The following is a 24,505-nucleotide window of genomic DNA, read 5'->3' on the forward strand; positions in this document are numbered from 1 at the left end:
TCTCCCCTGAAGGAGCAAGCTTGCTTGCAATGGCGGTGTGACATTAGGCATTGATGCTGAATGTGATGGCCCCATCGCGAGCAAGCTTGCTCCTACAGGGAATGGGGGACTTACTGAAAATACCGGAACAGCAACAGACAACAAAAAGACCGTGACGACATGTCAGAACCGACCTTACTGAACAACGAAATCCGCGACTGGCTGATGGACTGTGGCCTGTTCGATCAACTGCTGCCCGCCGACTTCGCCGCCGCCTCGGGCTACTTCAGCATCAGCACGGTGGCCGAGGGCGAAGAGATCTTCCACGAAGGCGATGCCGGCAGCTTCATGTGCATCATCCACACCGGCCAGGTCGCGGTGCAAAAAACCAACAGCGACGGACAAAGGGTGACCATGGCCACGTTGCGCAGCGGTCGGGCGTTCGGCGAAATGGCCGTGCTCGATGGCGAACGTCGCTCCGCCAGTTGCGTGGCCGCGAGCAATTGTCAGTTGCTGAACCTGGGCAAGGACTCGCTGGAAAAGATGCTCAACGACGCGCCGAAAATCGCCGCCAAGATCATCCGCGCCCTCGCCGTCTCGCTGTCCAAACGCCTGCGCATGGCCGATGGGCAACTGCTGTCGCAGCAGGTTTAACCGCCGGGGGACTTGATCTTTGTGCTGTTTTGCTCAAGACCCGGCAAGGGTTGATCCTTGGACGGCGGGCTGGGCATCTGGATCGGCACCAACGGTGGCCCGCCACTACCCGCCCCGGCCTTGGGCACGCTGGTCGGGGAGATTTGCGGGTATGGCGTCGGTGTCGCGGTGCCGGGCGAACCGGACAGCGGCGACGGGCTGATCGGAATGGTTTGCAGCTCCTGGGCCTGCACTGCAGTTATCGAGAGCGCGGCCAAGGCAATGGCCGTTAGAATGGTGCGCTTCATCAATGGCTCCGTTGGCCTTGTTGTCTGTTTGCAGGCTACTCCCAACTGCGTTCGTTTGCCTTCCCCAATACCCAATCTTCTCAAGAGAGCTCCATGAAACGTTTCGTTCTGCTCGACACCGCCCCCATCCCTGAAAACGGCGGCGCCCTGTGCCTGTTCGAATACGGTGAGGATTTCGTCATCAAGATCCAGGGCGGTGACGGCGGACAGCTGATGAACACCCGCATGCATGGCTCCGAAGATGCGTTGGCCGAAATCCCTTGCCGCAAAGTCGCTGGACGGCCGAACTCACGGGTGTTGATCGGTGGACTGGGCATGGGCTTCACCCTCGCCTCGGCGCTCAAGCATTTGGGGAAAACCGCAGAAGTGGTTGTCGCCGAATTGGTGCCCGGCGTGGTCGAGTGGAATCGCGGGCCGCTGGGCGAGAAAGCCGGGAACCCGTTGCTGGATAAACGCACGGTCATTCGCATGGAAGACGTGGCCAAAGTGCTGCAGGCCGAACCGCAAGGTTTCGACGCGATCATGCTCGACGTCGACAACGGCCCCGAAGGCCTGACCCAGAGGGCCAACAGCTGGCTCTACTCCGCAGGCGGCTTGAGCGCTTGCGCCAAAGCCCTGCGGCCAAAAGGCGTGCTGGCGGTCTGGTCAGCCAGTGCCGACAAGCAGTTTTCCGACAAACTGAAGAAAGCCGGTTTCAAGGCCGAGGAAGTCCAGGTCTTCGCCCACGGCAACAAGGGCACCCGCCACACCATCTGGATTGCCGAGAAGCTCAAGGGCTGAGCTAAACTTCGTTCATAACCGTCATTAGTCTTTTACAAAGGTGAACCCATGAGTTCGTCAACACCGACCAACACCTCGAAGCTGGACCGCATCCTCGCTGACAACCAGCGCGACAAGGAAATGGGTTACCGCGACAAAGCCCTGAAGATGTACCCGCACGTGTGCGGCCGCTGCGCCCGTGAGTTTTCCGGCAAGCGCCTGAGCGAACTGACCGTGCACCACCGCGACCACAACCACGACAACAACCCGCAGGACGGCTCGAACTGGGAATTGTTGTGCCTGTATTGCCACGACAACGAGCACTCGCGGTACACCGATCAGCAGTATTTCGACGAGGGCTCGTTGAGCACGCCGAAAATTGCCAAGGCGACGCATAACCCGTTTGCGGCGTTGGCCGGTCTGATGAAGAAAGACGATTGAATATCTTCATTGCCTGATCCGGCCCCATCGCGGGCAAGCCCGCTCCCACAGGGTTCTGCGGCGTACACAACATTTGTGATCACCGCCAACACTGTGGGAGCGGGCTTGCTCACGAAAGCGGTAGCCCAGGCACCACCAATCTCAAACCAGACACCCCCTCCCCCAATCCCCGTATAATCGCCGTTTTTTCCCCGAAGGCACCCCGCTCGTGGCAGACAAACGGTACAGCTGCATTGGTTTGTTCAACCCCAAATCACCGGAAAACGTCGGCTCGGTCATGCGCGCCGCCGGCTGCTACAACGTGGCGTCCGTGTTCTACACCGGCAAGCGTTATGACCGCGCCGCCGACTTCGTCACCGACACCAAACGCGTCCACTACGACATTCCACTGATCGGCATCGACGACCTGAAAAAGATCCTGCCGCTAGGCTGCGTGCCGGTGGCCGTGGAGCTGGTCGAAGGCGCCCGTTCGCTGCCGGAATACACCCACCCGGATCGCGCGCTGTACATCTTCGGCCCGGAAGACGGCTCGCTGGATAAAGAAATTCGCGACTGGTGCGAAGACGTGGTCTACATCCCGACCACCGGTTGCATGAACCTCGCCGCCACGGTCAACGTTGTGCTCTATGACCGCATGGCCAAGGGCCTCAATACCCGCTCGGGGCCGAAATTCCGCTGAATCGATGCACATCCGATGGAACAAGCCGCCCGCCTCGGCAGTCAGCTTAATTATCTATTCTTGAAGCAGTCCTTCCAGCAGGAGACAGATCATGAGCGAGCTCAAACGCGTAGAGCGCATCGAATCCACCCCGTTCCAGACCCATTCAAACCATAACGTCCACGGTTGGGAACGTGCCGGCTCCCTCGCCGGTGGCTTGGTGATGGTGGGCAAAGGCCTGCGGCGCGGCGGGATTTTCGGTTTGATCCAGGTGGCGATCGGTGGCGTAGCGCTGGCCCGTGGCATTACGGGCCACAGTTCGGCCAAAAGCCTGCTGGAGAACAGTCGTCAGGACATGAATAACGTGCGGGCGAAGATCGAGCGTGCCGGTGAAGATCTGGCTCGGTTGAAAGCGAATGCCGAGGCGGCGACCAATACCGCCACCGTGACCGGGAATGATTCGTTGAAGTCGCCTAAAGCCGGGGTTTGATCCGCAATACTCGTCGAGGCTTATGGCCTCTTCGCGGGCAAGCCCGCTCCCACAGTTTTTGTGTTGGGCCGCGAATGTGTGCACCCCCTAATCCCTGTGGAAGCGGGCTTGCCCGCGAAGGCGGTATTACTGAAGCAACCCGGTATCCAGAACTTTCGAGGACTCGCCAATCACACTCTCGGCCAGTTGCACGAATTCCTTGGTATCCACACTCTCCAGATGCATCGCCCCGCGCAACACATCATCGAGCGAGCGCTTGTTGCGGGTTTTAATGCGAATTTCCTGATCCAGTTCACTCAGCAACAAGACCGCTTTGCCAATCTGTGCCGGGCTGATCTGCTCGCCCCGCAACGTCGTGACCTTCTGGCTGTCTTTGGCCAACTTCCTGCGCAAACTCTCATACCGCTCATCACTCATGCCACCGGCGCGACGCACCAACTCGACGGCGTAATACTCGGCAAAGCCTTCGCTGATCCAGTCGCTGCGCTGCTTGTCGTTGATCCGCCCGAACACTTGGGCCAACTCCCGCACCAGCACACTGCTGCCGCTTTCGCTGAACAGCGGCAGACGCGAATTCAGATAGATCGACTCGCGCGCCGCCAGGCTGCCGCGCCACATCGGGTCATTGGCGCCGACAATCAGTAGTTTGGCGGGATGGCGCGGGAACACGGCCTGCACTTGCGGCCAGACGAACGTCAGCAGCGTCAGCACGTCCATGCGGCGCATGCCCTGGCCCTGAGGCGAGGCGACGGTGACTTCGGTTTCCCCAAGCCGGGTGCGCCGGCTGCCGAGGTGACCGGCAAGCATCCAGCCGGTCGGCCGGTCGAACAGGCGGGAAACGTTATCGATGCGGAATTTGTTCTTGCCGATCCGCGGCCAGGCGGTTTCGACACTTTTCCAACCGGTGGGCAATTCGAATTCTAGGCGTGAGACCAGTTCGATGCCGTCCTGCTGATCGAGTGTGGCGGCGGGCACCAGATCATCGCCGCGCATCAACGCCCAGGTCGGGGTCATGCGCGTATCGAAGCTGCCGCTCTTGCGGCCGTGGCTGATGCGCACGCGGTAGGTCAGGCTCGCCTTGTCGGCCGCCGGGCGCCAGACACCCCGGGCCTGCTTGCCCGGCGTGAGTTGCCATTGGCCGTCAGCCTTGAAGTCGCTGTAATTGCTGCCATCGTCGAGGTCGAAATCCAGACTTCGCACTGCCGAACCCTGGGCCAGCGTCAGACGCACTTCAGCCTGATCGCTTTGCGGCAACAGGCGCACATGGTAATCCAGATCGACTTTCTTCGCCGACCACACCGACGAACTCAGGGCCAGCAGCCCAATAGCCAACGCCAGCCGCAATCCCACAGCCATACACACTCCTTTGTAAAACTAACCTGCCCGGAAAATCAGATGGTCTTCCCAATCGTCCTCGGCCACGCTGCCTTCGGCGAGCATGCGCCCGGACTGGGAAATGCGTTCGTGATGCACGGCGTCGCGATCACCGCACACCAGGTGGTGCCAGAGTGGCAAATCCTTGCCTTCGCTGACCAGACGATAACCGCAGGTCGGCGGCAACCATTTGAACTCATCGGCCTTGCCCGGGGTGAGCTGAATGCAGTCCGGCACGAATTCACGGCGGTTGGGGTAATCGCTGCACTGGCAGGTTTTCAGGTCCAGCAACTTGCACGCGATGCGCGTGTAGTAAACGCTGTTGTCCTCTTCATCCTCAAGCTTTTGCAAGCAGCACAGACCACAGCCGTCGCACAGCGATTCCCATTCCTGCTGATCGAGTTGATCGAGGGTTTTGCGTATCCAGAACGGTTCGACTTTGGCGGCCATGGCTCAAGCATCAACATCAGGTGGTGAAAAGGCCGCCAGTCTAGTGCCAAGGCCCTTGCGGGCCAAGCATTGGCGACTGCCGGTAGACCGGGACTTGTCAGATATTGCGCCGACCAGTAGCTTTGCCAGTCGCAAGGAGCCAGACCTGCGTGCCATTAACGCCCCACTGCGTTGCATTCAGATGAAATGCCAGGCTCACGAAAAACCTCATCGCCCAGCCTAACTGTGCCCGCCGGTTTTTAATCGACTTTCTTACTCAAACGTCGCAAGGAATCTCTGCATGAGTGCCAACCCACGCGTTGCCGAATATGCCATCCACCCACAATTCACCGACCGCTGGTCGCCACGGGCCTTTACCGGCGAAGCCATTCCGGAGGAAACCCTGCTGAGCTTCTTTGAAGCCGCACGCTGGGCGCCATCGGCCTACAACTCGCAGCCTTGGCGGTTTCTCTACGCACGTCGCGATACGCCAAACTGGGAGCGTTACCTGGGCCTGTTGAACGAGTTCAACCGCAGTTGGGCGCAACACGCCTCGGCGCTGGTGATCGTGATCTCGAAAACCACCTTCGCAGTGCCCGGCGCCACCGAAGAAACCCCGGCCCTGTGGCACACCTTCGACACCGGTTCGGCCTGGGGCCATCTGGCGTTGCAAGCGAGCATCAGCGGCTGGCACACCCACGGCATGGCCGGTTTCGATCAGGAACTGACCCGCAAGACGCTGAACATTCCTGAAGGTTACGCGCTGCACGCGGCGGTGGCGGTGGGCAAGCTGGGGGACAAGGCGACGCTGGCGGATTACCTGCAAGCGCGCGAAGAGCCGAGCCCGCGTCGTCCGTTGAGCGAGTTGGCGGCTGAAGGCGACTTCACCCTCTAAGCCACACCGCAAAACCAAAAATGTAGGAGCGAGCTTGCTCGCGATGGTGTGTCAGACAAGTTGATGTCGACTGACACGCCTTCGCGAGCAAGCTCGCTCCTACAGAGGATTTGCACAGTGTTCAATGGAGTGGCGGTTTCAATACCCGCGATTGAAATCGACTTCGCCGCGCAACGCCTCGCCCGCCTGATACGCCCGCAGATTGTCGACGAACAGCTTCACCATCATGGTCGGCGACGTCGGCGCCGAACTGTGGCCGGTCAGCAGCAAGCCCCAGGCCGTCCAGAACGGGTGACGTTGCGGCAGCGGCTCCTGACGGCAGACGTCGATCACAGCGCCCGCCAGATGCCCTTCCTTCAAGGCTTCCACCAGATCCGCATCGACGACCGCGACGCCACGCCCGACGTTGATGAACAACCCGGTCGGCTTGAACTGCTTGAACAGCGCGGCGTCGTACAGGTCGTGGGTGGTCGGGGTGTTCGGCAGCAGATTGATCACGTAATCCACTTCCCCGACGAGGCGCGGCAAGTCCGCCAGTGCCGCGACTTCGACAAACGGCACCTGCTCGCGAGCCTCGCTGGCGATGCCATACAACTCGACGCCAAACGGCAGCAGGAACTGCGCGACGGTCTGGCCGATATCACCGGTGCCGACGATCAGCGCCTTGCGCCCCGCCAGGCTTTGGCCCTGACGGCTGTCCCATTTGCGCTCGACCTGACTGACCAGCCGCGGCAGCACTTCGCGCTCGTGGCCAAGCATGTAGGTCAGCACGTATTCGGCCATGACCTGACCGAAAATCCCCACCGCGCGAGTCAGGCGATAGTGACGCGGCAAGCCGTCCGCCAGCAGCGGCGTGATGCCGGCCCAGGTCGACTGCAACCATTGAGGCTGGTGGCCCTGACGCAGCAAGGTCGCCAGGAGATCCGGCTGGCCCAGCCAGATCGGACAATCGGCAGCCTGACTGGCCAGTTCGGCGGAGTCGCCGCTGGTCAGCACTTCCAGATCAGGTGCTGCCTGACGCAGCAGTTGGGCGTACACAGGGTGGTCGTGTTCAGCAATCAGAACGCGCATGGTTCAAACCTTTCAAAAACAGTGCAGACGGCCGCGGAGGGAGTATCGCGCCCTCGTCGCGGCCATCGCCAAAATCATTCCAGTGTTTCACGCAGACTCTGAACAGAGCCTGTCTGCCGATCACATCGGATCGTTGCGTCGCAACAGCTCTTCCGGCAAGTGTTCGATGTATTCGTCTTCGGCCGGTGGCATTTGCAGGTGGTAACCCTGCTTCTCAAGGTTTTCCAGGACCACGGTGATGTCCTCGCGCGACAGCTTGCGCTCGGGGGTCAGCACCAGATCGAAGGCGTGGTGAGGTTTGCCGAACGCGGCCATCAGACTTTCCGGAACGCGCTCCAGTGCATCGCTTTTGAGCACATAGAGGTACATCTCGTTTTTCTTCAGGCTTCGGTAGATGGAGCAAATACGTTTCAAGGCTGTTCTCCGGCGGTGGCCAGGCTGTCGAGCAGCGCCTGACCCATCAATTCGCGGCGCCAGCCACGCAGCGAATCAGGCAATTGGTAAGGACCATTGGGGTAGCCGCTCTTGAGCAGCGCTTCCAGGGTTTTCTTGCGCAGCATCAGTTCCGGCGCAACATTCAGTCGCTCGGCTTCGGCCTGACCGAGTGCACGCAACTGTTTGATCAGCACCGCGGCGTCCACCGGCAACGGCTCCGGCACGGCAGGCGGCCATTGATCTGGCGACACACTGCCAGAGCGCTTGATCAGATCAAGCAGAAATTCGCCGTCCTGACGCACGGTACGCGGGTGCATGTCTTCGATTTTCGCCAACGCGCCGAGGTTATCCGGCTGCGTCCGCGCCAGCGGCCACAGGGAATGCTCACGGATGATACGATTGCGCGGCAGATCACGGGCACGGGCTTCACGTTCACGCCAGGCGCAGAGTTCCCGCAAAACGGCGAGTTGAGCGCGAGACAATTTCCACGCCAGTTTCGCTTCGCGATAAACCTCGTAAGGATCGACTTCACGACGCAGGTTGGCCACCAGCTCGGCGCCGTCCTCCAGGACCCAAGCGTACTTGTCATCAGACAGCTTCGGACGAAGCTGTACGAAAACTTCCGCCAGGTGCAAGGCGTCTTCGGCGGCGTAGCTGACCTGGGTGTCGGACAGCGGACGTTGCAACCAGTCGGAACGCGTCTCGCCCTTGGGCAGGTCGATGCCGAGCACTTCCTGCACCAGCCGCGAATAACCCATGGAGAAACCGAGGTTCAGGTAAGCGGCGGCCAGTTGCGTGTCGAACAGCGGCGCCGGCAGGCTGCCGGTCAGGCGCAGCAGGACTTCGAGGTCTTCGCTGCACGCATGGACGACTTTGACCACGGCCGGGTTTTCCAGCAACGCGGACAGCGGTTGCCAGTTGTTGATGGTCAACGGGTCAATCAGGTAAGCGCGTACGCCATCGCCGATCTGCAGCAAACCCGCGATCGGATAAAAGGTGTCGACCCGCATGAATTCGGTGTCGAGGGCAACGTAGGGCAGCTGCTGCCACTCGGCGCAAAACCGGCCGAGGCTATCGTTGTCGCGAATCCAGTGAATATCGATGGCCACACGGCTCTCCCTTGAAGAATGGCGCGCAGTATATATCGCCCCCGGCGATTTCCGCGCCTCCACTGAACAAGAGCTTTAGCGAAAACACCTGCTTGTTAGCAAGAATTGTCTGACGGAGGGAGGTTATATGGCCTTACGCAGCACGTAGACCCGCATCCGCGTGTACCCGGGGAGGAAGTCCTGGTGGCTGAGTAAATGGAACCCTGCCTGTTTGAACTCCGCTTCCAGTTCGGCCTTGCTGGCCGACTGCCGGGCTTGAGCGCCTTGTGCCGCGGGTTGCCGGCGCGTGAAGTGAGCATCGAGCCGTACCGCGACAATCACGGTGTCGCGGCTGACCCGGTGGAACTCGTCGAGCATGGCCGAACGATGTTCGGGGCTGGCGATGTGCGGAAACAGTTGCATGCAAAAAATGCAGTCCACCGCATTCGCCGACAAGCCGATGGTGAACGCCGAGCTCTGAAAGGTCTTGACCCGTTTCAGCAGGTGTTGCGGGTGATGGGTCGGGGCGTGATCAAGCATGTTCTGCGACGGATCGGACGCCAGGATCACCCGGTTCGCGTGCTCGGCCAGCACCGGCCAGTAACGTCCGGCCCCGCAAGCGACATCAAGAATCAACCCCGGCTCGCCGGCCACTTTGAGCGCGTTGCGCACCAACTGCTCGTCACGCCAGAACGCCAGGCGCCCGGCAAGACCTCGCGGGCGCGGCTGCTGACAGACGCGAGCGTGTTCCTGATCGTAGCGCCGGGCGAACTCAAGCTCGATTGCGGATGGCGGCTGAGGGGACATGTGTGGTTGCTCTGTATGAAAATCTAGCGGCCGCAGGTTAACGGTCGACACGTAAAAAAGGTCGCTGCCCTCACTCTTTGGCCAAAACACCGTCGATCACCGCGCCGCGGCAACCGGCAAACAGGTCCAGATCCTGGTTATAGACCTTACTGTTGACCTCCAGCAGACCGAGCATCGAATGGAACAGGTTGTCCTGGCTCAACGGCTTTTCACGGCTTAGTTGAAGGCAGTGAGTGTCCACCGAGAACGACTTTTGATAGCTGTCGGAGAACCAGGCCAGCATCGCCACATGCTTCTGTTGATCCGGCGCCAACATGTAAGGCGTGCCGTGTAGGAACAGGTTGTATTCGCCCAGAGATTCGCCGTGATCCGACAGGTAGAGCATCGCGGTATCGACTTTGTCCTGGTTGCTGCGCAACAGATCAATCAGGGTCGACAACACGTGGTCGGTGTAAACGAGGGTGTTGTCATACCCATTGACGATACTTTCGCGGCTGCAATTATTCAGCGCATTGCTTTCACACACCGGAGTAAAGCGTTCGTACTCTTTCGGGTAGCGCTTGAAGTACTCCGGACCATGACTGCCCATCTGGTGCAACACCAACACCGTGTCTTTATCCAGGGTGTCGATAAAGTGCTGCAAACCTTGCAGGAGAATTTCATCGCGGCATTCACTATTGGCGCAGAGCACCGGGTCGTTCAAGTTACTGACATCGTCGAGGGTGACGCGGTCGCACGTGCCTTTGCAGCCTGACTGGTTATCGCGCCATATCACCTCGAGACCCGCACGCTTGAGCACATCCAGCAGGCCTTCTTCATTTTTGGCCTTGCTCGCGTCGTAGTCCTTGCGACCCATGTTGGAAAACATGCACGGCACCGACACGGCCGTTTCAGTACCGCAGGAATGCACATCGGTAAAGGCAATCAGTCCGGCTTCCTTACCCAGTTTTGGCGTGGTGTCACGGTTGTAACCCAGCACACCGAAGTTCTCGGCCCGGGCACTTTCACCGACTACCAGCACAGTCAGCGATTTGCGGCCGTGCGCTTGCGAGGTCGGATTTCTTGCGGCGTCTTCACCGATTTTGACGAAAGGCTGATGGGCTGAAGCGACTTGCTCACGCAGGTAGCTAAACGAGGCGCCGATGTAGTTGCTCGGGACCACCATCAAACGTAACTCATGGTGATTGCGAAACAGCGAGGACAGGCCTTGATAGTTGACCAGTGCAACGCCACCGATTACCGCAGCGGACGCAACGCTCACCAATACTTTACTGAATAGGTCACGGTGCCAGCGGCGGTAATTAATCGGCGTCGCCCACAACAACCACGAAGGTAAAATCCCGAGCAGAACAATATAAACAAATAACTTTATAGACAGTAAGTCACGCACTTCCGTGGCATTGGTTTGCGCAAAGTTACGTAACATGCCGGTGTCAATCAGTGCGCCGTATTGCCCCATGAAATACGCCACCCCGGCGCTGATCATGAAGAGTAGGGTCAAGACCGGTTTCAACAGCGGGCGGAATGCCAGCAGGGTCAATACGATGTTGAAAGCAGCCAGAATCATCAAGCCGAAAGCCACGCGCATGCCAACGCCTTGACCGTCGAACGCGGTGATTTCAAACACATGTTGCCAGAGAACTAAATTAAAGCCTGTTAATAAAAAAACGCTGGCAATCAACATCACCCACTCGGGGCGAACGGCTTTGAATTTCCACATGATAATCGGCTGTTCCTGAAAAGAAGCGCCGTCGGCAAATGTGAAAATTTCATTTGCCGCGACAGCTGTAACTGTAGGCAGTCAACCATCAATTTTTTGTGAAAAAGAAGCCAACGATTAGTTGGCTTATGGTGTTTAACAAAAACTTTAGTTGTATTTGAGAATGGTTCAGGCCTGGTTCAGGTACCAGCGCCAATCCTGCTCACCGACTTCACCCATGAACTGCCGATATTCGGCACGCTTCACCGCGAGGTAAACACCCAGAAATTCACCGCCAAACGCCTCTCGCGCCCAGCTCGAACCTTCGAGCGCGCGCAACGTGGTCAGCCAGTCGGTCGGCAACAGTTCCGTGGCCTGGGCGTAGCCATTGCCTTCCACCGGCGCACCAGGGTCAAGTTGTTCGCGAATGCCACGATGAATGCCGGCCAGAATCGCGGCGGCCGCTAGATACGGGTTGGCGTCGGCACCACAGATTCGATGCTCGATGTGCCGCGAGAATGCCGGCCCGCCAGGCACACGCAAGCTCACGGTGCGATTGTCCACGCCCCAAGTGGCCGCCAGCGGCGCGTAGCTATTGGTCTGGAAGCGTCGGTAGGAGTTGGCGTTCGGACAGAACAGCAACAACGAATCGAGCAAAGTGCTAAGCATCCCGCCAACCGCCTGCTTGAGCAGCGGTGTACCGTCAGCGGCTTCGCTGGCGAACAGATTGTTGCCGTCCTCGTCCGCGAGGCTGACATGCATGTGCATGCCCGTGCCGGCAAGATCATCGAACGGTTTGGCCATAAAACACGCGGTCATCCCGTGTTTATGCGCCACGCCCTTGACCAGCCGCTTGTAGCGCACGGCTTCGTCCATGGCCTGCAAGGCGTCGGTGCGATGTTCGAGGGTGATTTCCACTTGCCCCGGCGCGTATTCCGAAATCGCCGTGCGCGCTGGAATGCCCTGGAGTTTGCAGGCGCTGTAGAGATCGGCCAGAAACGGCTCGATCTGTTCCAATTCACGCAAACCGTAGACCTGAGTCCCGCGCGGGCGCCCGCCGTCGACATCCCGCGCCGGTTGTGGCCGACCGTTGCTGTCGCGTTGTTGATCCAACAGATAGAACTCCACCTCCGCGGCCATCACCGGGTAATAACCGTCGGCCTGCAAACCTTCGATCACTTTCGCCAACAGGTGTCGCGGGTCGGCGATGGTTGCCGGCATGCCTTCCTTGGGGTGCATGCTGACCTGCACCGCCGCCGTCGGAATCAATCGCCATGGCATGCGGGTCAGGCTGCCGCTGATCGGGTAGGCCCGGCAATCGATATCACCCATGTCCCAGACCAGCCCGGAGTTTTCCACGTCATCGCCGTTGATGGTCAGGCCCAGAATGGTGCTCGGCAGGGGCCGACCGCTTTCGTAAACCGCCAGTAGCTCATCGCGATGCAACAACTTGCCCCGTGGCACCCCGTTGTTGTCGAGGATGAACAACTCGAACATCTCGATATCCGGATTCTGCTCCAGAAAAGTCAGCGCTTCTTGCTTCGTGGCGAAGGAGGTCGTGGCACAACTCATGGGAATTCTCTTGTTTGCGCGTCAGGCAAACGCACAGGCGCTGCCAGTTTGATCCCGGCGTACAGCGCAGGACCTGTAAGAACAATCAAAGGGAAAGGCAGGAGTCCGGCGGGCGCGCGTGACGACAATGCCACAACGCCCAGAAGGCGAGTTCGGAAGGAAGTGCGACTGGACAATCGTCCATAAAGAAGACCGCAGTAGACAGATAAGCAGCAGCGTCACATGGCTGGTTAAGTCGTTAAATTGGGATTTGAAGAACTTTGGTTGTGGGTTGGCTAAACATTGTACTGATTACCCGCAGCTCCACTACTGAAGGAGCGAGCCTGCTCGCGATGCGGTGTTTCAGACAACACCTGAGGTGCGCGAGAGAGGTATTTGATTTTTAAATACTGCGCCGGACTTTCTGATTTGCGGCTTCCAGGCCTCGCGCGCCTAATCGAGCCCTGTCACTCAAGGTCCAATAAATGGAAAACGTCCGCGCCACTTCCCGACCTGCCTTCTGGTTGATGGTCTGCATCATGCTCGTCGCCCTGAACCTGCGCCCCTCCATGGCCGCAATCGGACCTTTGTTGTCGGCGATTCGCGGCGACATCCCGCTGAGTTTCAGTCTGGCATCGCTATTGACCATGTTGCCGGTAATGGCCATGGGATTGGCCATGTTCTTCGGCCTCAGCGTCAGCCGATGGCTCGGCGAACAGCGCACGGTGGTGGCGTCTTTGCTGATCATCGGCCTGGCAACAGTGTCGCGCCTGTTCCTCGACTCCGCGGCCGAACTGATCCTCAGTGCCGTTCTGGCGGGCGTTGGTATCGCATTGATTCAGGCATTGATGCCCGCGCTGATCAAATCGCGTTTCAGTGACAACGTTTCCGTGTGCATGGGCCTTTACGTCACGTCGATCATGGGAGGCGCCGCCCTCGCCGCGTCCTTCGCGCCACTGGTGGTGACGCGCACCGGCAGTTGGCGGGCAGGCTTGGCGATCTGGTCGATGCTGACGTTGGTGGCGCTACTCTTCTGGCTCGGCCAACGTGCGGCGATGCCGGCACTGTCCGCTCAAACGCAACGAAACAGGTCGTTCTTCGCCAATTCCCGCGCCTGGTTACTCGCGATCTTCTTCGGTCTGGGCACGGCGTCCTACACCTGTGTGCTGGCCTGGCTGGCGCCGTACTACGTGGAAAAAGGCTGGAGCGAACAAAACGCCGGTTTGATGCTGGGTTTCCTCACGGCCATGGAGGTACTGTCCGGCCTGCTGACACCTGCGATCGCCAACCGTAGTCGTGATCGACGCCTGGTGCTGGTGGTGTTGCTGGCGCTGATCATGGCCGGTTTTTTTGGGCTGATTTTGTGCCCACGACACCTGAGTTTGTTGTGGCCGTGCCTGCTGGGGCTGGGCATCGGCGGACTGTTCCCGATGAGCCTGATCGTGTCGCTGGATCATCTGGACAACCCACAACGAGCGGGCGGGCTGACGGCCTTCGTCCAAGGCATCGGCTACCTGATCGCCGGCCTCTCGCCGCTGATTGCCGGGATGATCCGCGACCAACTTGGCAGTTTCGAATGGGCCTGGTGGTCACTCACTGGCGTCATGGCGCTGATGATGTTGATGGTCCTGCGCTTCAACCCGCGGCACTACGCCCGCCACATTCACTGACCCGGACGCCCCTCATGAAACACAACGGTTTCGCCGCCGCCCACGTCGGCATGCTGCTCTGGGCCCTGTTGATCGCAGCTTCGTTTTCCGCGGCGGCACAGGTCAGTCAGGCCATTGATCCGATCCTGCTGACCGGTTTGCGCCTGCTGTTTTGCGCCCTGGTGTTTTTGCCGTTGCTGCTGCTCAAGGGTGACACCGCCATGACCCGACGAGGCCTGTTCGGCCATGCGGTCCTCGGCCTGCTGCTGGCGGTGTATTTTGGCTCGCTATTCGAGGCGCTGCGCTACACCTCCGCGGTCAACACCGGCACGATGTTCACGCTGGTGCCATTGCTGACCCTGTTTTTCGAAGCCGTGTTGATGCCGGACAGCAGCCACAAACAACGCGTATTGCCGATGCTGATCGCGGCCGCCGGGGCCGTGTTGCTGGTATTGAAAGGCACGGGGTCGGGCGAGTTGCCCTCGCTCTATGCGGTGTCGGTGTACGGGCTCGGTTGCCTGGCGATGGCGCTTTACTCGCCCCTGAGTCAACGGCTTAAAGCCAGCAGCCTCAAAGGTCGTGGCCCGGTGGGCATGACCTTCTGGAACATGCTGTTCGGTGCGTTGTTCCTGCTGGTGTTCTGTGGGTTCAGTGGAGGCTGGCGATCAGCGTCGTTGCTGACCTTGAACGATTTTTTCTGGCTGGTTTACCTGGCGCTGTTCGCCACCCTGGCGACCTTCTGGTTGCTCCACCGGGCCATCGGCGTCATCGCACCCTCCTCGGTCATTTCCTACATTTACCTGAGCACGTTGTTCATCACGCTGTTTCATTGGTTCTGGTGGCGTCAATCGCCGCTGGCGCTGGAAATCGTTGGTGCACTGCTCGTAGGCATCGGCATGCTGGCGTTATTGATCTCCAGCCGTCGAACTGTGCATTTGGCACTGCCTCACAACTAAAAGGGAAACTTCCCACAAGGCATTCTCCTGGAACCATCGTTCCGTTAGGATCTTCCGCACGAGTTTGCGCTCAGTCAGCGCAAGGATCACAGCGAGATGGAATGGATGCTGAACAGTAACTTGCTTAGAAAACTCGACATGCAGGACCTCATGGTGTTTATCGCCGTGTATGAACAAAGCAGCGTCACCGGAGTGTCCGAAACGCTCTGCGTCAGTCAGTCCACCGTCAGTTACTGCCTGAAAAAGCTACGCTGCGCGTTTGAAGACGAATTGTTCATCAACTCCCGCGCGGGGATGCGCCCCACTTACAAAGCCAGCACCATGTACACCCACGTGCTGAAAATGCTCGAAAGCATCAACCTCTGTTACGCCGGGGCGCAGGCGTTCGACCCGACTCTGCAACCGGTCACGTTCAACATCTGCGCACCAGAGTACTTCGAGCAGTTAATCCTGCCGCGCCTGTTGAAAAGCTTTGATTTCGCCGATTTACCGGTGATGGTCAACATGCACAAGTTCGAGACCGACATCCCGGCCGAGGAACTGCGTGACGGCAGTCTCGATCTGGTGATTTGCTTCGGCCCGAATTTTCATCGTAATCACACCGACTTAAAATCCCGCCTGCTGCTGGAGGATGATCTGGTCTGCATCTTCGATAAACGCGCCACGCCACTGGAGCCACGTTTGAGTCTGCAAGCCTTCACCGAACGCCGCCACGTGTTTCCAACCCCCTGGACGTCGACCACCAACATGGTCGACGGCTGGCTGGCGCAGCAAGCGCAAAAACGGCAAATCGTCGCACGCTCAAACAGCTACAGCGCAGCGCTGAAAATGATCACCGGCACCGACTTCATCGTAACCCTGCCCCGACGCATCCAGCATTTGCTGGCCAGCGAGGCGGTCTTCAATCATTGCGAAGCGCCCACGGGCTTGCCGGGTTTCACTCTCGACATGCAATGGAGTCAAGGCGCCGATCAGGACAGCGCCAATATCTGGTTGCGTGAACAGGTGGTCAAGGCCTGCACTGAACAGGCAACGGCCTGAAACTCAGTGGTTGATGGCGACTTTGCTATAGGACTCTCGATCAATGTCGAGTATTTCCACGGCCAATTGCAGTTCAATCCCTGTCGGCCATACACACAGGTCCTGCACCACTGCCAGCAGGCTTTCAGATAACTGTTTTTTGATCTGCGGCGAACGCCCACTCAGCAACGCCAGTTTCACGTGCACGAAAGCCCGCTCAGCCAATGCCGTACCGACCTTGAAGGTTTCGATCTTCACTGCTCGGCTTTTGATGTCGTATTCGGCAGCAAACTGACCGGAAGCCACCAGCGCATTGTTGAGCCGGATCAACGCCACATCTGCGTTCAAATCAGGCAGGTTGGCGGTGTATTCCATGTGTAGGTGGGGCATGGCGTGGCTCCTTGAAGTTAGCGGAAAGGTCGTACATATAACACAGAGTTATCCTGCTCACTGAGACGGCGGCGACACCAAGCGCTCACTCATGAACGCCTCCAGTCGCGAGCGCAACCAGCGCTCGGCGGGGTCGGTGTCGACATGGCTGAGCCAGACCATGGACAGGTCGAGGGTCGGTGTCTTGAACGGAAAAGGCTCCGTGAACAGTTGCCCGGACGCCGCCATCGCCTCTGCGGTGTAATCCGGCAGGCTGGCGATCAGATCGGTCCCGGCGAGCAAGGCTGGCAACGAACTGTACTGAGGCACGGATAACACCACCTGGCGCGTACGACCGATCTCCGCCAGCCACTCGTCAGCGTAACCACTGACGTTGGCGGTATGAGACACCAGCACGTGCGGGCGCGAGCAATATTCATCGAGGGTCAGCGGCGTATCGGACGCATCGGCGCGCAAGATCCTGGGCTGGATGTGCCGCAGCAATTTGCGCTTGGCATTGGCCGGCAGACCACGGGTCTGGCTAATACCCACAGTGATGTCGCCGGATGCCAGCAAATCGGGAATTCGCCAGTAATCGACATGCTGCACCACAAACACCACCTTCGGCGCTTCCTGGCGCAAGGTTCGCAGCAACGGCGGCAACAGGCCGAACTCGACGTCGTCCGACAGTCCGATACGAAAGGTCATGGTGCTGACGGCGGGATCGAAATCATGGGTCAGGCTCAACGCCACCGACAATGAGTCCAGCGCAGGCGACAAATACTGAATCAGCTCCTCTGCCCTGGCAGTCGGCTCCATCCGATGGCCAACCCGGATGAACAGCGGGTCGTTGAACATCGTACGCAAGCGGTTGAGCGCCGAACTGATGGTCGGCTGCCCGAGAAACAACTTCTCCGCCACCCGGGTAACGTTGCGTTCGAGCATCAAGGTTTCGAACACCACCATCAGGTTGATATCCGCCTTGCGTAGTTCATTGCGATTCATCCACTGCCCCTGGTCTCGCTATTTGCCGACAGTTTAGGTAGCTGTCGCAAGCGGCGTCTATGCGACTCAAGCAGTTTGCGTTCAATCCGTATGCGAGGCTGCTTGAAACGAAGCTGCTCTGTTTGAGCAGCTTCACCGCTATTGGCTTAGATTTCTTTCACCGGAGTCTGATCCTGAGTGCCCTTGATCAGGCTGATGGCATGCACGCAATCCGCCCTGTTGATATAAGCCTCCCCGCTGGCAATCGTTTCATTGTTTCCTGCCCGTAAGCGCCACCGCCATTGACCTTTGCCAGTTTGCGGGGTGCCACGGGTTTGCCTGTAAATCTCAAAATACATTGATCGCTCCTTGCGATGGCTGATAACGGCAGATCAGTGACCTGCGAAACCAGAGTAGATGAGGATTTTTGGCGGAAAAGTTTTTCAGTGTCAGGGGATATTTCGAGGAAAAAAACTTTAGTCCCGGGAAGGCCATCAGTCACGAGGGAGCGTCATTCGAGCTACTTGCGTGAGTAACTTTTCCGGTGAACATGCTTATTTTTCTTACGCCAGAATGCTGATCGTTCCTACGAAAAAGCTTGCGAAAATACGACAGGTGGAACGCCGCCACCTGCGTGCCAAAGGGTTCGTATAGAAAAACGGAACACTCCCCCACACTGCTGGCATCGACACACCGCCCTTCCACCGCAATGAATGAGTACCCGTCCCCAAGGCTGCCAACAATTCTACAATTAATCGACACAGGGTCGCGCGAAAGGGGGAACGGTCGCTACAATAGCCACCATTTTTTAGACGCGACGTCAGTCAGATCAAGGGTGTGTAATGAATATTTATGGAATTGTCGGAGCTGGCGGATTTGGCCGGGAAGTAGCACCCCTCGCTACCGAGCTACTTGGCACGATCAGTAAAGAGCAATTCAAGGTGATCTTTGTCGATGACGCGCCTAAAGAGACCTCGATAAATGGATACGAGGTAGTAGATACTACTTCCTTCCTGAAACTGGGTGGAAACAAGTATTTCAATATTACAATTGCCGATAGCAAAGTAAGACAATCGGTCGCAGAAAAATTAATCGCAGCAGGAATAAAGCCATTTTCGATATCTGCGAGCAACTCTATAAAACTCAGCAACAATGATATCGGCCCGGGCTCCATTTTCTGCCCGTTCACAATGGTTACTTCCAATGCAAAAATTGGCAAGTTCTTCCACGCGAACATTTATTCATACGTCGCGCACGATTGCATCATTGGCGATTACGTAACGTTTGCGCCAAACGTGCACTGTAACGGCGGCGTAATCATTGAAGATCATGCCTACATCGGTACGGGCGCAATGATTAAACAGGGCACGCCAGAAAGGCCAATCATCATCGGCGAGGGTGCCATTGTAGGCATGGGTGCAGTTGTCACCAAAAGTGTTCCGCCCTTTACTACGGTTTTTGGAAATCCTGCAAAGGCATTGAGACCTGCACCGTCCAACACATAAAACCATCAACTAAATCATGTGGTGCCGAATTGAGTACTCTTAGCAAGCCAAACATTGTTGCTGTTATCGGAACAGGAACCATGGGCAGAGGTATAATTCAAATCCTCGCGCAATCTGAGCACGTATCAGCCGTCTACTGGAAGGGACGCGATGAACGTGGCTCTACTGAAGCCTACACGAGCTTAAAAACTCAATGGGACAGGCTCGTAGCAAAAAAGCGGCTTACCCAGGAAAGCGCAGAGGCTTACGCGAGTAAAATTATATGCTGCAGTGAATACTCAGAACTTTCTGCCTCTGACTGCATTATCGAGGCCGTTGCAGAAAACATGAGCGCGAAGCGAGAAATATTCCAGCACCTCGTTCGAGTTTCAAAGCCTGAAGCCATCCTCGCATCCAACACGTCCTCCTTGTCCATCACCGAGCTTTCGAGCATCGCGTCAAATCCAGGACAAGTAATAGGTCTACACTTTTTCAACCCGGCACCGGTCATGCGACTCGTTGAAGTAGTGGTCGGCATAGCCACCTCTCAACAGACTATTGATTGGGCGCTGGATTTTGCAAAAAAACTCGGAAAAGATCCGGTAGTGGTGAATGAAGCGCCAGGCTTCATTGTCAATCGGATGCTGATTCCGATGATCAATGAAGCTATCGGAATACTGGCGGAGGGCGTGGCCAGTGCCGAGGAGATCGACAAAGCAATGCGCTTCGGTGCAAACCACCCAATAGGCCCGTTGGCTCTGGCGGACCTGATTGGCAATGACGTCAATCTTTCAATTATGGAAACGCTCCATAATGAAACTGGCGACCCCAAATATCGAGCACACCCCCTCCTGAGAAAAATGGTTCGAGGGAACAGACTAGGAAGAAAAACCGGTTCCGGCTTTTTCGATTACTAGAGCGAATACCCGGGCGGCGCGTAGTTGCCGCCTCTTCCCACAAAAAATCCGAGCACATCACCCAGCCAACAATGGCTGACATGGCAAGATTTCCACACCGGCAACACTATTCGCGCTACTTGCCTGCACTGGGTGTGAGCGACCTCTAAAACAGCCTTGGTGGCACGCCTGACCGAGCACCCAACCCCTCCGCCATTCCGCCCAGCGTTGTCGTGCTGCAGCCATGGCAACAGCCACCATACCCCTTACCAACACAAACCCCCGCCACCGATCAGTTATCACACCGATTCAATCATACGAACACCTGTGCAACGCGATCACCCCGTGCCAAATGCAGCGCATGGCGAACGAGACAACGTCACTGAGTCAGAGAATGCGGACACCAAGAACATTAAGCATATCGCCGAGTGGACTAGAACGAGGTATGGAGCATGATTTATGCCCCAGGAACGCCCCGAACAACGGGACTGAAACGAAAAAGCCCCTGTAATCTTTAACGATTACAGGGGCTTAATCTTATTCAATAATGGCGGAGAGATAGGGATTCGAACCCTAGGTACCGGTGAAGGTACAACGGATTTCGAATCCGTCCCATTCGGCCACTCTGGCATCTCTCCAACGGCGCGCATCATAACAACACTTTTGCCGGAAGCGAACCCCCTAAGCGAAATTTTTCCGTGCTATCAGTTGCTTGCGTCGATTAAAGCGGTACGCCCAGACGATTGGCAACTTCTTCGTAGGCTTCGATGACGTCACCGAGGCCCTGACGGAAGCGGTCTTTGTCCATTTTCTTACCGGTGGCCTTGTCCCACAGGCGGCAGCCGTCCGGGCTGAACTCGTCACCCAGGACGATGGAGCCGTCGGAGAACACGCCGAATTCGAGTTTGAAGTCGACCAGCAGCAGGCCGGCGTCGTCGAACAGTTTGCTCAGGACTTCGTTGACCTTGAGCGACAGTTCTTTCATGCGAACCAGTTGCTCGGCGGTGCCCCAACCGAAGGCCACGACGTGGGATTCGTTGATGAACGGGTCACCCTTGGCGTCGTCCTTCAGGAACAGTTCGAAGGTGTAAGGGTTGAGCTTCATGCCTTCTTCGACGCCCAGACGCTTTACCAGGCTGCCGGCGGCATAGTTACGCACGACGCACTCGACCGGGATCATGTCGAGCTTTTTCACCAGGCATTCGTTGTCGCCCAGCAGTTTGTCGAATTGGGTCGGCACGCCGGCGGCTTCAAGTTTCTGCATGATGAAGGCGTTGAACTTGTTGTTCACCATGCCTTTGCGGTCGAGCTGCTCGATGCGCTTGCCGTCGAACGCCGAGGTGTCGTTGCGAAACAGCAGGATCAAGCGGTCAGCGTCGTCGGTCTTGAAAACCGATTTGGCTTTGCCGCGGTAGAGTTCTTCACGTTTTTCCATGATGGGCTCCGCTTGCTAAGTAGGTGGGCTAGGCGATGTGTCGCCAGTCGAGCCCTGAATCTTGATCGGCCAGTTGCAGCCAGTCCGGGTCGCACCCGAGGGTGTCGACAAAACATTGCCGGGCCAGCTGCGGCAGGTTGTTCTTGCTGCTCAGATGGGCCAGGACCAGGTGTTGCAGGCCTTGCCAGCCCAACTCAGACACCAGGAATGCCGCCTGGTGGTTGTTCAAATGTCCCAGTTCACCGCCCACCCGCTGCTTGAGAAAGTACGGGTAGTGACCGCGAGCCAGCATGTCACGGCAATGGTTGGCCTCGATCATCAACGCATCGAGGTCACGATAGCCGTCCAGCACTTTGTTGCAGTACGAGCCCAGGTCGGTCAACAGGCCGAAGCGCCGCTCACCGTCACTGAACACATATTGCGTCGGCTCCTGTGCATCGTGGGCCACGGCAATGACGCCGATGCTCAGTGCGCCGATCTGCAGTTGCTCGCCGCCGGCCAGAAGGCCAGCTGGTTCAATCGGTTTGCGCATCCCGCGCAGGGTGCCGCGACTGAGGTAGACAGGCAGATTGTAGCGCCGAGACAGTAAACCCACGCCATGCACGTGGTCGGCATGTTCGTGGGTCACGAGTATCGCGCTCAGTTGCGCCGGGTTCACACCCAGGCGCAGCAAGCGTTTTTCGGTTTCCCGCAAGGAGAAACCACAATCCACCAGCACATACGTATCAGCGCTGGCTATCAGCGTGCCGTTCCCTTGGCTACCGCTGCCGAGAACGGCAAAACGCATGTGATCAGCCCAGGTTGTCCTGAATCACACTCAACACTTTGCGCGCCACGTCAGCCGGCGCCACGGTGTTGATGTTTTTCTCGACGGTGACCTGAACGGTATCGCCGACCTTGCTCAGGCGAACCTGATAACGCTCGGCACGGGCTTCAACTTCTTCCTTGTCCGGCTTGCTACCGAACAAGCCGCTGAGGAAACCAGGCTTCTCGTCTTTCTTCTCGGCTTTTTCGGCCAGGTTGATGTAGTACAGGCCCAGGCTGCGGTTGATGTCTTCAACGCGCCATTCGCCTTGCTCCAGCGCACGACCGACGCTCGACCAGGCTCGATCCAGGTCGTTACCGACGTTCAGAACCGGGTTGCCGCTGCCGTCTTCGCTCAGGCTGACGCGACTTGGCGTATCGAAATCACGCGAAGCCAGCATGGAGACCGAACCGCCCTTCTCCGAGATGCGGCTCATGCTTGCCAGCATATCGTCGACCAGTGCCGCGTCCAGGCCAGTGTTGACCGAACGGTTGGTGAAGGCCACATCGGCGGTGCTGCCGGCAGGACGCTCGGCGCTGACCACATAGACTTCACTGGTGTTGCGCTGCACGCCTGGCTCGATTCGGACCCGCACGCGGGTTTCGCTGTCGGCGCCGACACCGGCCGCACTCAGGCGTTTGGCCATGGCTGCGGACAGTTCGTCGGAATGCTGCCAGGTGGTGGTGAATTCGCCGGTTTGCGGGCGCTGTTCATCCAGACGGAAACCGTTGTCCTGGAAGAACTGCACGGCCACTGGCCAGACTTCGGCCGGCGGGTTCTGAGCCACGATCCAGCGAGAGTCGCCAGTCTTCTGCAGCGAGTAGGCGCTGGCGTCGGCAGCGGCGGACAGAGGCTGCGGACGCGGCACGATGTACTCGCCCTTGACGGTGTCATCGGCCACGTTGCGCGGGATCGGCAGCAGCGGATCCAGACGTTTGGCAGTGCTGACGTCCGGTGGCAATTGCATAGGTGCAGTCTGTTGCGCTTCCAGGTAATCGCTACCACGGTCACGGAAATAACCTTCCGGGCCCCAGACCCATCCGCAGCCACTGGTGCTGGAGATAATCAAGGCAAGTGCGGAAAGTCCGGCCAATCGCTTCATGCGTAGTGCTTCCTCAATTAAACCAGTACGCCGGACTGGCGCATGGCCTGCCGCAGCGGTTCGTGACAAGCAGCGCTGAGCCAGGTGAGCGGCAGACGGATACCGTCCGGCATCAAGCCCATTTCATGCAGCGCCCATTTCACGGGGATAGGGTTGGATTCGATAAACAGGGTTTTATTGAGCGGCATCAGCTTTTCGTGAATCGCGCGGGCCGTGACGGCATCACCTTCCAGAGCAGCGTTGCACAGGTCGGCCATGTCGCGCGGGGCAACGTTGGCGGTCACCGAAATATTGCCTTTGCCACCGAGCAGGATCAGCTCGACTGCGGTGGCGTCGTCACCGGACAGCACCAGGAAGTCTTTGCTGACGCCATCGATGATGGCTTTGGCACGGGTCAGGTCGCCCGTGGCTTCCTTGATACCGATGATGTTTTTCACGGTCGACAGGCGGATCACGGTTTCGGTCAGCATGTCGCAGGCGGTACGGCCCGGCACGTTGTACAGGATCTGCGGAATGTCGACGGCTTCGGCGATGGCCTTGAAGTGCTGGTACAAACCTTCCTGAGTCGGCTTGTTGTAGTACGGCGTCACCAGCAGGCACGCATCGGCGCCGGCGGTCTTTGCATTGGTGGTCAGCTCGATGGCTTCGCGAGTCGAGTTGGCGCCGGTACCGGCGATCACCGGAATGCGCCCTGCAACCTGCTTGACCACGTAACGAATCACTTCGATGTGTTCGTTCACGTCTAGCGTAGCCGATTCACCTGTCGTGCCGACCGCCACGATGGCGTGGGTGCCGTTTTGCAGGTGAAAGTCCACCAGTTTGCTCAGGCTGTCCCAGTCGAGACGACCCTGTGCATCCATGGGTGTGACCAGTGCCACCATACTGCCCGCAATCATGCAACCGCTCCTGCCGGAAAAAGAGAGCCGTAATGGTACTGGCGCCAAGATGCTTGTACAAGCGAAGTACTGCGCTGCTGCCATTCCCCTTGGCGCTGCTTTTCGCTACCCTTCAGACTTTGATCGGTACTGATAAGCTCATAAGCCGGGTTCCAGCCTCCATTTTCGGCATCACAAGCCCCGATCCAGCGTTGCCGCCCCTCGCTCCCGCCACTCTGGAGCACGTTGCAACCTTCGGCCGGGTTTTCTGAATTCGCATCCGCAGGCTCGCCCCCGGTAAAAAAAGCCCGTA

At 58.2% G+C, this 24,505-nt stretch carries 27 protein-coding genes and 1 tRNA gene; 11 read left to right on the top strand and 17 right to left on the bottom strand.

What is annotated here, in order from left to right; all coding sequences use genetic code 11:
• Window positions 1-159 precede the first annotated feature (159 nt).
• A complete protein-coding gene (locus ACI77H_RS11620) occupies window positions 160-633 on the top strand; it encodes a cyclic nucleotide-binding domain-containing protein (protein ID WP_084323263.1) in 474 nt (157 codons plus the stop codon).
• On the opposite strand, the gene ACI77H_RS11625 is transcribed toward ACI77H_RS11620, so the two are convergent.
• Window positions 630-920 carry a hypothetical protein gene (locus tag ACI77H_RS11625; protein WP_407012041.1) on the bottom strand — a complete coding sequence of 97 codons (291 nt, stop codon included), beginning with the start codon at window positions 918-920 and terminating at the stop codon, window positions 630-632. The genes ACI77H_RS11620 and ACI77H_RS11625 overlap by 4 nt on opposite strands.
• Window positions 921-1,013: 93 nt before the next feature.
• Between ACI77H_RS11625 and ACI77H_RS11630 the strand changes: the two genes are divergently transcribed.
• From ACI77H_RS11630 to ACI77H_RS11645, 4 genes are all read left to right on the top strand, one after another.
• Complete coding sequence (locus ACI77H_RS11630; RefSeq protein WP_214381319.1) at window positions 1,014-1,700, top strand: spermidine synthase; 687 nt, start codon at window positions 1,014-1,016, stop codon at window positions 1,698-1,700.
• 48 nt (window positions 1,701-1,748) lie between these two features.
• A complete protein-coding gene (locus ACI77H_RS11635) occupies window positions 1,749-2,120 on the top strand; it encodes a YajD family HNH nuclease (protein ID WP_017336997.1) in 372 nt (123 codons plus the stop codon).
• A 208-nt stretch (window positions 2,121-2,328) separates the two neighbouring features.
• A complete protein-coding gene (locus ACI77H_RS11640; RefSeq protein ID WP_017336996.1) occupies window positions 2,329-2,799 on the top strand; it encodes an RNA methyltransferase in 471 nt (156 codons plus the stop codon).
• A 91-nt stretch (window positions 2,800-2,890) separates the two neighbouring features.
• A complete protein-coding gene (locus ACI77H_RS11645; protein ID WP_407012042.1) occupies window positions 2,891-3,268 on the top strand; it encodes a DUF2892 domain-containing protein in 378 nt (125 codons plus the stop codon).
• 126 nt (window positions 3,269-3,394) lie between these two features.
• Here the strand turns inward: ACI77H_RS11645 and ACI77H_RS11650 are convergent, their stop codons facing one another.
• Both ACI77H_RS11650 and ACI77H_RS11655 read right to left on the bottom strand, forming a co-directional pair.
• The gene (locus ACI77H_RS11650) at window positions 3,395-4,624 is read right to left on the bottom strand and encodes a hypothetical protein (protein WP_407012043.1); all 1,230 of its coding nucleotides are present in this window, start codon (window positions 4,622-4,624) and stop codon (window positions 3,395-3,397) included.
• A gap of 18 nt (window positions 4,625-4,642) precedes the next feature.
• A complete protein-coding gene (locus ACI77H_RS11655) occupies window positions 4,643-5,092 on the bottom strand; it encodes a YcgN family cysteine cluster protein (protein ID WP_150630883.1) in 450 nt (149 codons plus the stop codon).
• A gap of 280 nt (window positions 5,093-5,372) precedes the next feature.
• On the opposite strand from ACI77H_RS11655, the gene ACI77H_RS11660 reads away from it, so the two are divergent.
• Window positions 5,373-5,966 (top strand): nitroreductase family protein, encoded by a 594-nt coding sequence (locus ACI77H_RS11660; protein ID WP_407012044.1) that lies wholly within the window; start codon window positions 5,373-5,375, stop codon window positions 5,964-5,966.
• Between the two features lie 138 nt (window positions 5,967-6,104).
• Here the strand turns inward: ACI77H_RS11660 and ACI77H_RS11665 are convergent, their stop codons facing one another.
• The 6 genes from ACI77H_RS11665 to ACI77H_RS11690 all read right to left on the bottom strand — a co-directional run bounded on the left by ACI77H_RS11665 (window position 6,105) and on the right by ACI77H_RS11690 (window position 12,638).
• A complete protein-coding gene (locus ACI77H_RS11665) occupies window positions 6,105-7,037 on the bottom strand; it encodes a D-2-hydroxyacid dehydrogenase (RefSeq protein WP_407012045.1) in 933 nt (310 codons plus the stop codon).
• 120 nt (window positions 7,038-7,157) lie between these two features.
• Window positions 7,158-7,451, bottom strand: coding sequence for a YcgL domain-containing protein (locus tag ACI77H_RS11670; RefSeq protein WP_007898694.1), 294 nt, complete (start codon window positions 7,449-7,451; stop codon window positions 7,158-7,160).
• Window positions 7,448-8,581 carry a ribonuclease D gene (rnd, locus tag ACI77H_RS11675; RefSeq protein ID WP_407012046.1) on the bottom strand — a complete coding sequence of 378 codons (1,134 nt, stop codon included), beginning with the start codon at window positions 8,579-8,581 and terminating at the stop codon, window positions 7,448-7,450. The genes ACI77H_RS11670 and rnd overlap by 4 nt, the downstream gene beginning before the upstream one ends.
• A gap of 123 nt (window positions 8,582-8,704) precedes the next feature.
• The gene (locus ACI77H_RS11680) at window positions 8,705-9,367 is read right to left on the bottom strand and encodes a class I SAM-dependent methyltransferase (RefSeq protein ID WP_407012047.1); all 663 of its coding nucleotides are present in this window, start codon (window positions 9,365-9,367) and stop codon (window positions 8,705-8,707) included.
• 70 nt (window positions 9,368-9,437) lie between these two features.
• Complete coding sequence (locus ACI77H_RS11685) at window positions 9,438-11,087, bottom strand: phosphoethanolamine transferase (protein ID WP_407012048.1); 1,650 nt, start codon at window positions 11,085-11,087, stop codon at window positions 9,438-9,440.
• Window positions 11,088-11,255: 168 nt separating this feature from the next.
• Window positions 11,256-12,638 (bottom strand): glutamine synthetase family protein, encoded by a 1,383-nt coding sequence (locus ACI77H_RS11690; RefSeq protein ID WP_407012049.1) that lies wholly within the window; start codon window positions 12,636-12,638, stop codon window positions 11,256-11,258.
• 464 nt (window positions 12,639-13,102) lie between these two features.
• On the opposite strand from ACI77H_RS11690, the gene ACI77H_RS11695 reads away from it, so the two are divergent.
• The 3 genes from ACI77H_RS11695 to ACI77H_RS11705 all read left to right on the top strand — a co-directional run bounded on the left by ACI77H_RS11695 (window position 13,103) and on the right by ACI77H_RS11705 (window position 16,263).
• Window positions 13,103-14,287, top strand: a complete 1,185-nt coding sequence (locus ACI77H_RS11695; RefSeq protein WP_407012050.1) for a cyanate transporter — start codon at window positions 13,103-13,105, stop codon at window positions 14,285-14,287.
• A gap of 14 nt (window positions 14,288-14,301) precedes the next feature.
• Window positions 14,302-15,222: a DMT family transporter gene (locus tag ACI77H_RS11700; protein ID WP_407012051.1), complete on the top strand. Its 921-nt coding sequence runs from the start codon at window positions 14,302-14,304 to the stop codon at window positions 15,220-15,222.
• Between the two features lie 105 nt (window positions 15,223-15,327).
• Window positions 15,328-16,263, top strand: a complete 936-nt coding sequence (locus ACI77H_RS11705) for a LysR substrate-binding domain-containing protein (RefSeq protein WP_407012344.1) — start codon at window positions 15,328-15,330, stop codon at window positions 16,261-16,263.
• Window positions 16,264-16,266: 3 nt separating this feature from the next.
• Here the strand turns inward: ACI77H_RS11705 and ACI77H_RS11710 are convergent, their stop codons facing one another.
• The 3 genes from ACI77H_RS11710 to ACI77H_RS11720 form a co-directional block, all read right to left on the bottom strand.
• A complete protein-coding gene (locus ACI77H_RS11710; protein WP_407012052.1) occupies window positions 16,267-16,632 on the bottom strand; it encodes a 5-carboxymethyl-2-hydroxymuconate Delta-isomerase in 366 nt (121 codons plus the stop codon).
• Between the two features lie 57 nt (window positions 16,633-16,689).
• A complete protein-coding gene (locus ACI77H_RS11715) occupies window positions 16,690-17,616 on the bottom strand; it encodes a LysR family transcriptional regulator (RefSeq protein ID WP_407012053.1) in 927 nt (308 codons plus the stop codon).
• A gap of 146 nt (window positions 17,617-17,762) precedes the next feature.
• Window positions 17,763-17,954: a YegP family protein gene (locus ACI77H_RS11720; RefSeq protein ID WP_407012054.1), complete on the bottom strand. Its 192-nt coding sequence runs from the start codon at window positions 17,952-17,954 to the stop codon at window positions 17,763-17,765.
• A 483-nt stretch (window positions 17,955-18,437) separates the two neighbouring features.
• Here ACI77H_RS11720 and ACI77H_RS11725 point away from each other — a divergent pair, with 483 nt between their 5' ends.
• Both ACI77H_RS11725 and ACI77H_RS11730 read left to right on the top strand, forming a co-directional pair.
• On the top strand, window positions 18,438-19,100 hold the full coding sequence (locus ACI77H_RS11725) for an acetyltransferase (protein WP_407012055.1): 663 nt from the start codon (window positions 18,438-18,440) through the stop codon (window positions 19,098-19,100).
• 29 nt (window positions 19,101-19,129) lie between these two features.
• On the top strand, window positions 19,130-19,996 hold the full coding sequence (locus ACI77H_RS11730) for a 3-hydroxyacyl-CoA dehydrogenase family protein (RefSeq protein WP_407012056.1): 867 nt from the start codon (window positions 19,130-19,132) through the stop codon (window positions 19,994-19,996).
• A 527-nt stretch (window positions 19,997-20,523) separates the two neighbouring features.
• On the opposite strand, the gene ACI77H_RS11735 is transcribed toward ACI77H_RS11730, so the two are convergent.
• From ACI77H_RS11735 to dapA, 5 genes are all read right to left on the bottom strand, one after another.
• Window positions 20,524-20,613, bottom strand: a tRNA-Ser gene (locus ACI77H_RS11735).
• An 83-nt stretch (window positions 20,614-20,696) separates the two neighbouring features.
• The gene (gene purC / locus ACI77H_RS11740; RefSeq protein ID WP_008034929.1) at window positions 20,697-21,410 is read right to left on the bottom strand and encodes a phosphoribosylaminoimidazolesuccinocarboxamide synthase; all 714 of its coding nucleotides are present in this window, start codon (window positions 21,408-21,410) and stop codon (window positions 20,697-20,699) included.
• Between the two features lie 28 nt (window positions 21,411-21,438).
• The gene (locus tag ACI77H_RS11745) at window positions 21,439-22,197 is read right to left on the bottom strand and encodes an MBL fold metallo-hydrolase (protein WP_008034928.1); all 759 of its coding nucleotides are present in this window, start codon (window positions 22,195-22,197) and stop codon (window positions 21,439-21,441) included.
• Window positions 22,198-22,201: 4 nt separating this feature from the next.
• On the bottom strand, window positions 22,202-23,317 hold the full coding sequence (gene bamC, locus ACI77H_RS11750; protein ID WP_407012057.1) for an outer membrane protein assembly factor BamC: 1,116 nt from the start codon (window positions 23,315-23,317) through the stop codon (window positions 22,202-22,204).
• Between the two features lie 17 nt (window positions 23,318-23,334).
• Window positions 23,335-24,213 carry a 4-hydroxy-tetrahydrodipicolinate synthase gene (dapA, locus tag ACI77H_RS11755; protein WP_407012058.1) on the bottom strand — a complete coding sequence of 293 codons (879 nt, stop codon included), beginning with the start codon at window positions 24,211-24,213 and terminating at the stop codon, window positions 23,335-23,337.
• Window positions 24,214-24,505 lie beyond the last annotated feature (292 nt).

The organism is Pseudomonas sp. O230 (genome assembly GCF_045447035.1).
Classification (GTDB): Bacteria; Pseudomonadota; Gammaproteobacteria; order Pseudomonadales; family Pseudomonadaceae; genus Aquipseudomonas.

Bases quoted from the DNA above. Each gene is read 5' to 3' on its own strand.
- ACI77H_RS11680 (WP_407012047.1), bottom strand. From the start codon at position 9,367: ATGTCCCCTCAGCCGCCATCCGCAATCGAGCTTGAGTTCGCCCGGCGC.
- ACI77H_RS11700 (WP_407012051.1), top strand. From the start codon at position 14,302: ATGAAACACAACGGTTTCGCCGCCGCCCACGTCGGCATGCTGCTCTGG.
- ACI77H_RS11665 (WP_407012045.1), bottom strand. From the start codon at position 7,037: ATGCGCGTTCTGATTGCTGAACACGACCACCCTGTGTACGCCCAACTG.
- ACI77H_RS11725 (WP_407012055.1), top strand. From the start codon at position 18,438: ATGAATATTTATGGAATTGTCGGAGCTGGCGGATTTGGCCGGGAAGTA.
- ACI77H_RS11745 (WP_008034928.1), bottom strand. From the start codon at position 22,197: ATGCGTTTTGCCGTTCTCGGCAGCGGTAGCCAAGGGAACGGCACGCTG.
- ACI77H_RS11695 (WP_407012050.1), top strand. From the start codon at position 13,103: ATGGAAAACGTCCGCGCCACTTCCCGACCTGCCTTCTGGTTGATGGTC.
- dapA (WP_407012058.1), bottom strand. From the start codon at position 24,213: ATGATTGCGGGCAGTATGGTGGCACTGGTCACACCCATGGATGCACAG.
- ACI77H_RS11620 (WP_084323263.1), top strand. From the start codon at position 160: ATGTCAGAACCGACCTTACTGAACAACGAAATCCGCGACTGGCTGATG.
- ACI77H_RS11645 (WP_407012042.1), top strand. From the start codon at position 2,891: ATGAGCGAGCTCAAACGCGTAGAGCGCATCGAATCCACCCCGTTCCAG.
- ACI77H_RS11660 (WP_407012044.1), top strand. From the start codon at position 5,373: ATGAGTGCCAACCCACGCGTTGCCGAATATGCCATCCACCCACAATTC.
- purC (WP_008034929.1), bottom strand. From the start codon at position 21,410: ATGGAAAAACGTGAAGAACTCTACCGCGGCAAAGCCAAATCGGTTTTC.
- ACI77H_RS11710 (WP_407012052.1), bottom strand. From the start codon at position 16,632: ATGCCCCACCTACACATGGAATACACCGCCAACCTGCCTGATTTGAAC.
- ACI77H_RS11685 (WP_407012048.1), bottom strand. From the start codon at position 11,087: ATGTGGAAATTCAAAGCCGTTCGCCCCGAGTGGGTGATGTTGATTGCC.
- ACI77H_RS11630 (WP_214381319.1), top strand. From the start codon at position 1,014: ATGAAACGTTTCGTTCTGCTCGACACCGCCCCCATCCCTGAAAACGGC.
- ACI77H_RS11655 (WP_150630883.1), bottom strand. From the start codon at position 5,092: ATGGCCGCCAAAGTCGAACCGTTCTGGATACGCAAAACCCTCGATCAA.
- ACI77H_RS11705 (WP_407012344.1), top strand. From the start codon at position 15,328: ATGCTGAACAGTAACTTGCTTAGAAAACTCGACATGCAGGACCTCATG.
- ACI77H_RS11720 (WP_407012054.1), bottom strand. From the start codon at position 17,954: ATGTATTTTGAGATTTACAGGCAAACCCGTGGCACCCCGCAAACTGGC.
- ACI77H_RS11625 (WP_407012041.1), bottom strand. From the start codon at position 920: ATGAAGCGCACCATTCTAACGGCCATTGCCTTGGCCGCGCTCTCGATA.
- ACI77H_RS11690 (WP_407012049.1), bottom strand. From the start codon at position 12,638: ATGAGTTGTGCCACGACCTCCTTCGCCACGAAGCAAGAAGCGCTGACT.
- ACI77H_RS11715 (WP_407012053.1), bottom strand. From the start codon at position 17,616: ATGAATCGCAATGAACTACGCAAGGCGGATATCAACCTGATGGTGGTG.
- ACI77H_RS11635 (WP_017336997.1), top strand. From the start codon at position 1,749: ATGAGTTCGTCAACACCGACCAACACCTCGAAGCTGGACCGCATCCTC.
- ACI77H_RS11650 (WP_407012043.1), bottom strand. From the start codon at position 4,624: ATGGCTGTGGGATTGCGGCTGGCGTTGGCTATTGGGCTGCTGGCCCTG.
- bamC (WP_407012057.1), bottom strand. From the start codon at position 23,317: ATGAAGCGATTGGCCGGACTTTCCGCACTTGCCTTGATTATCTCCAGC.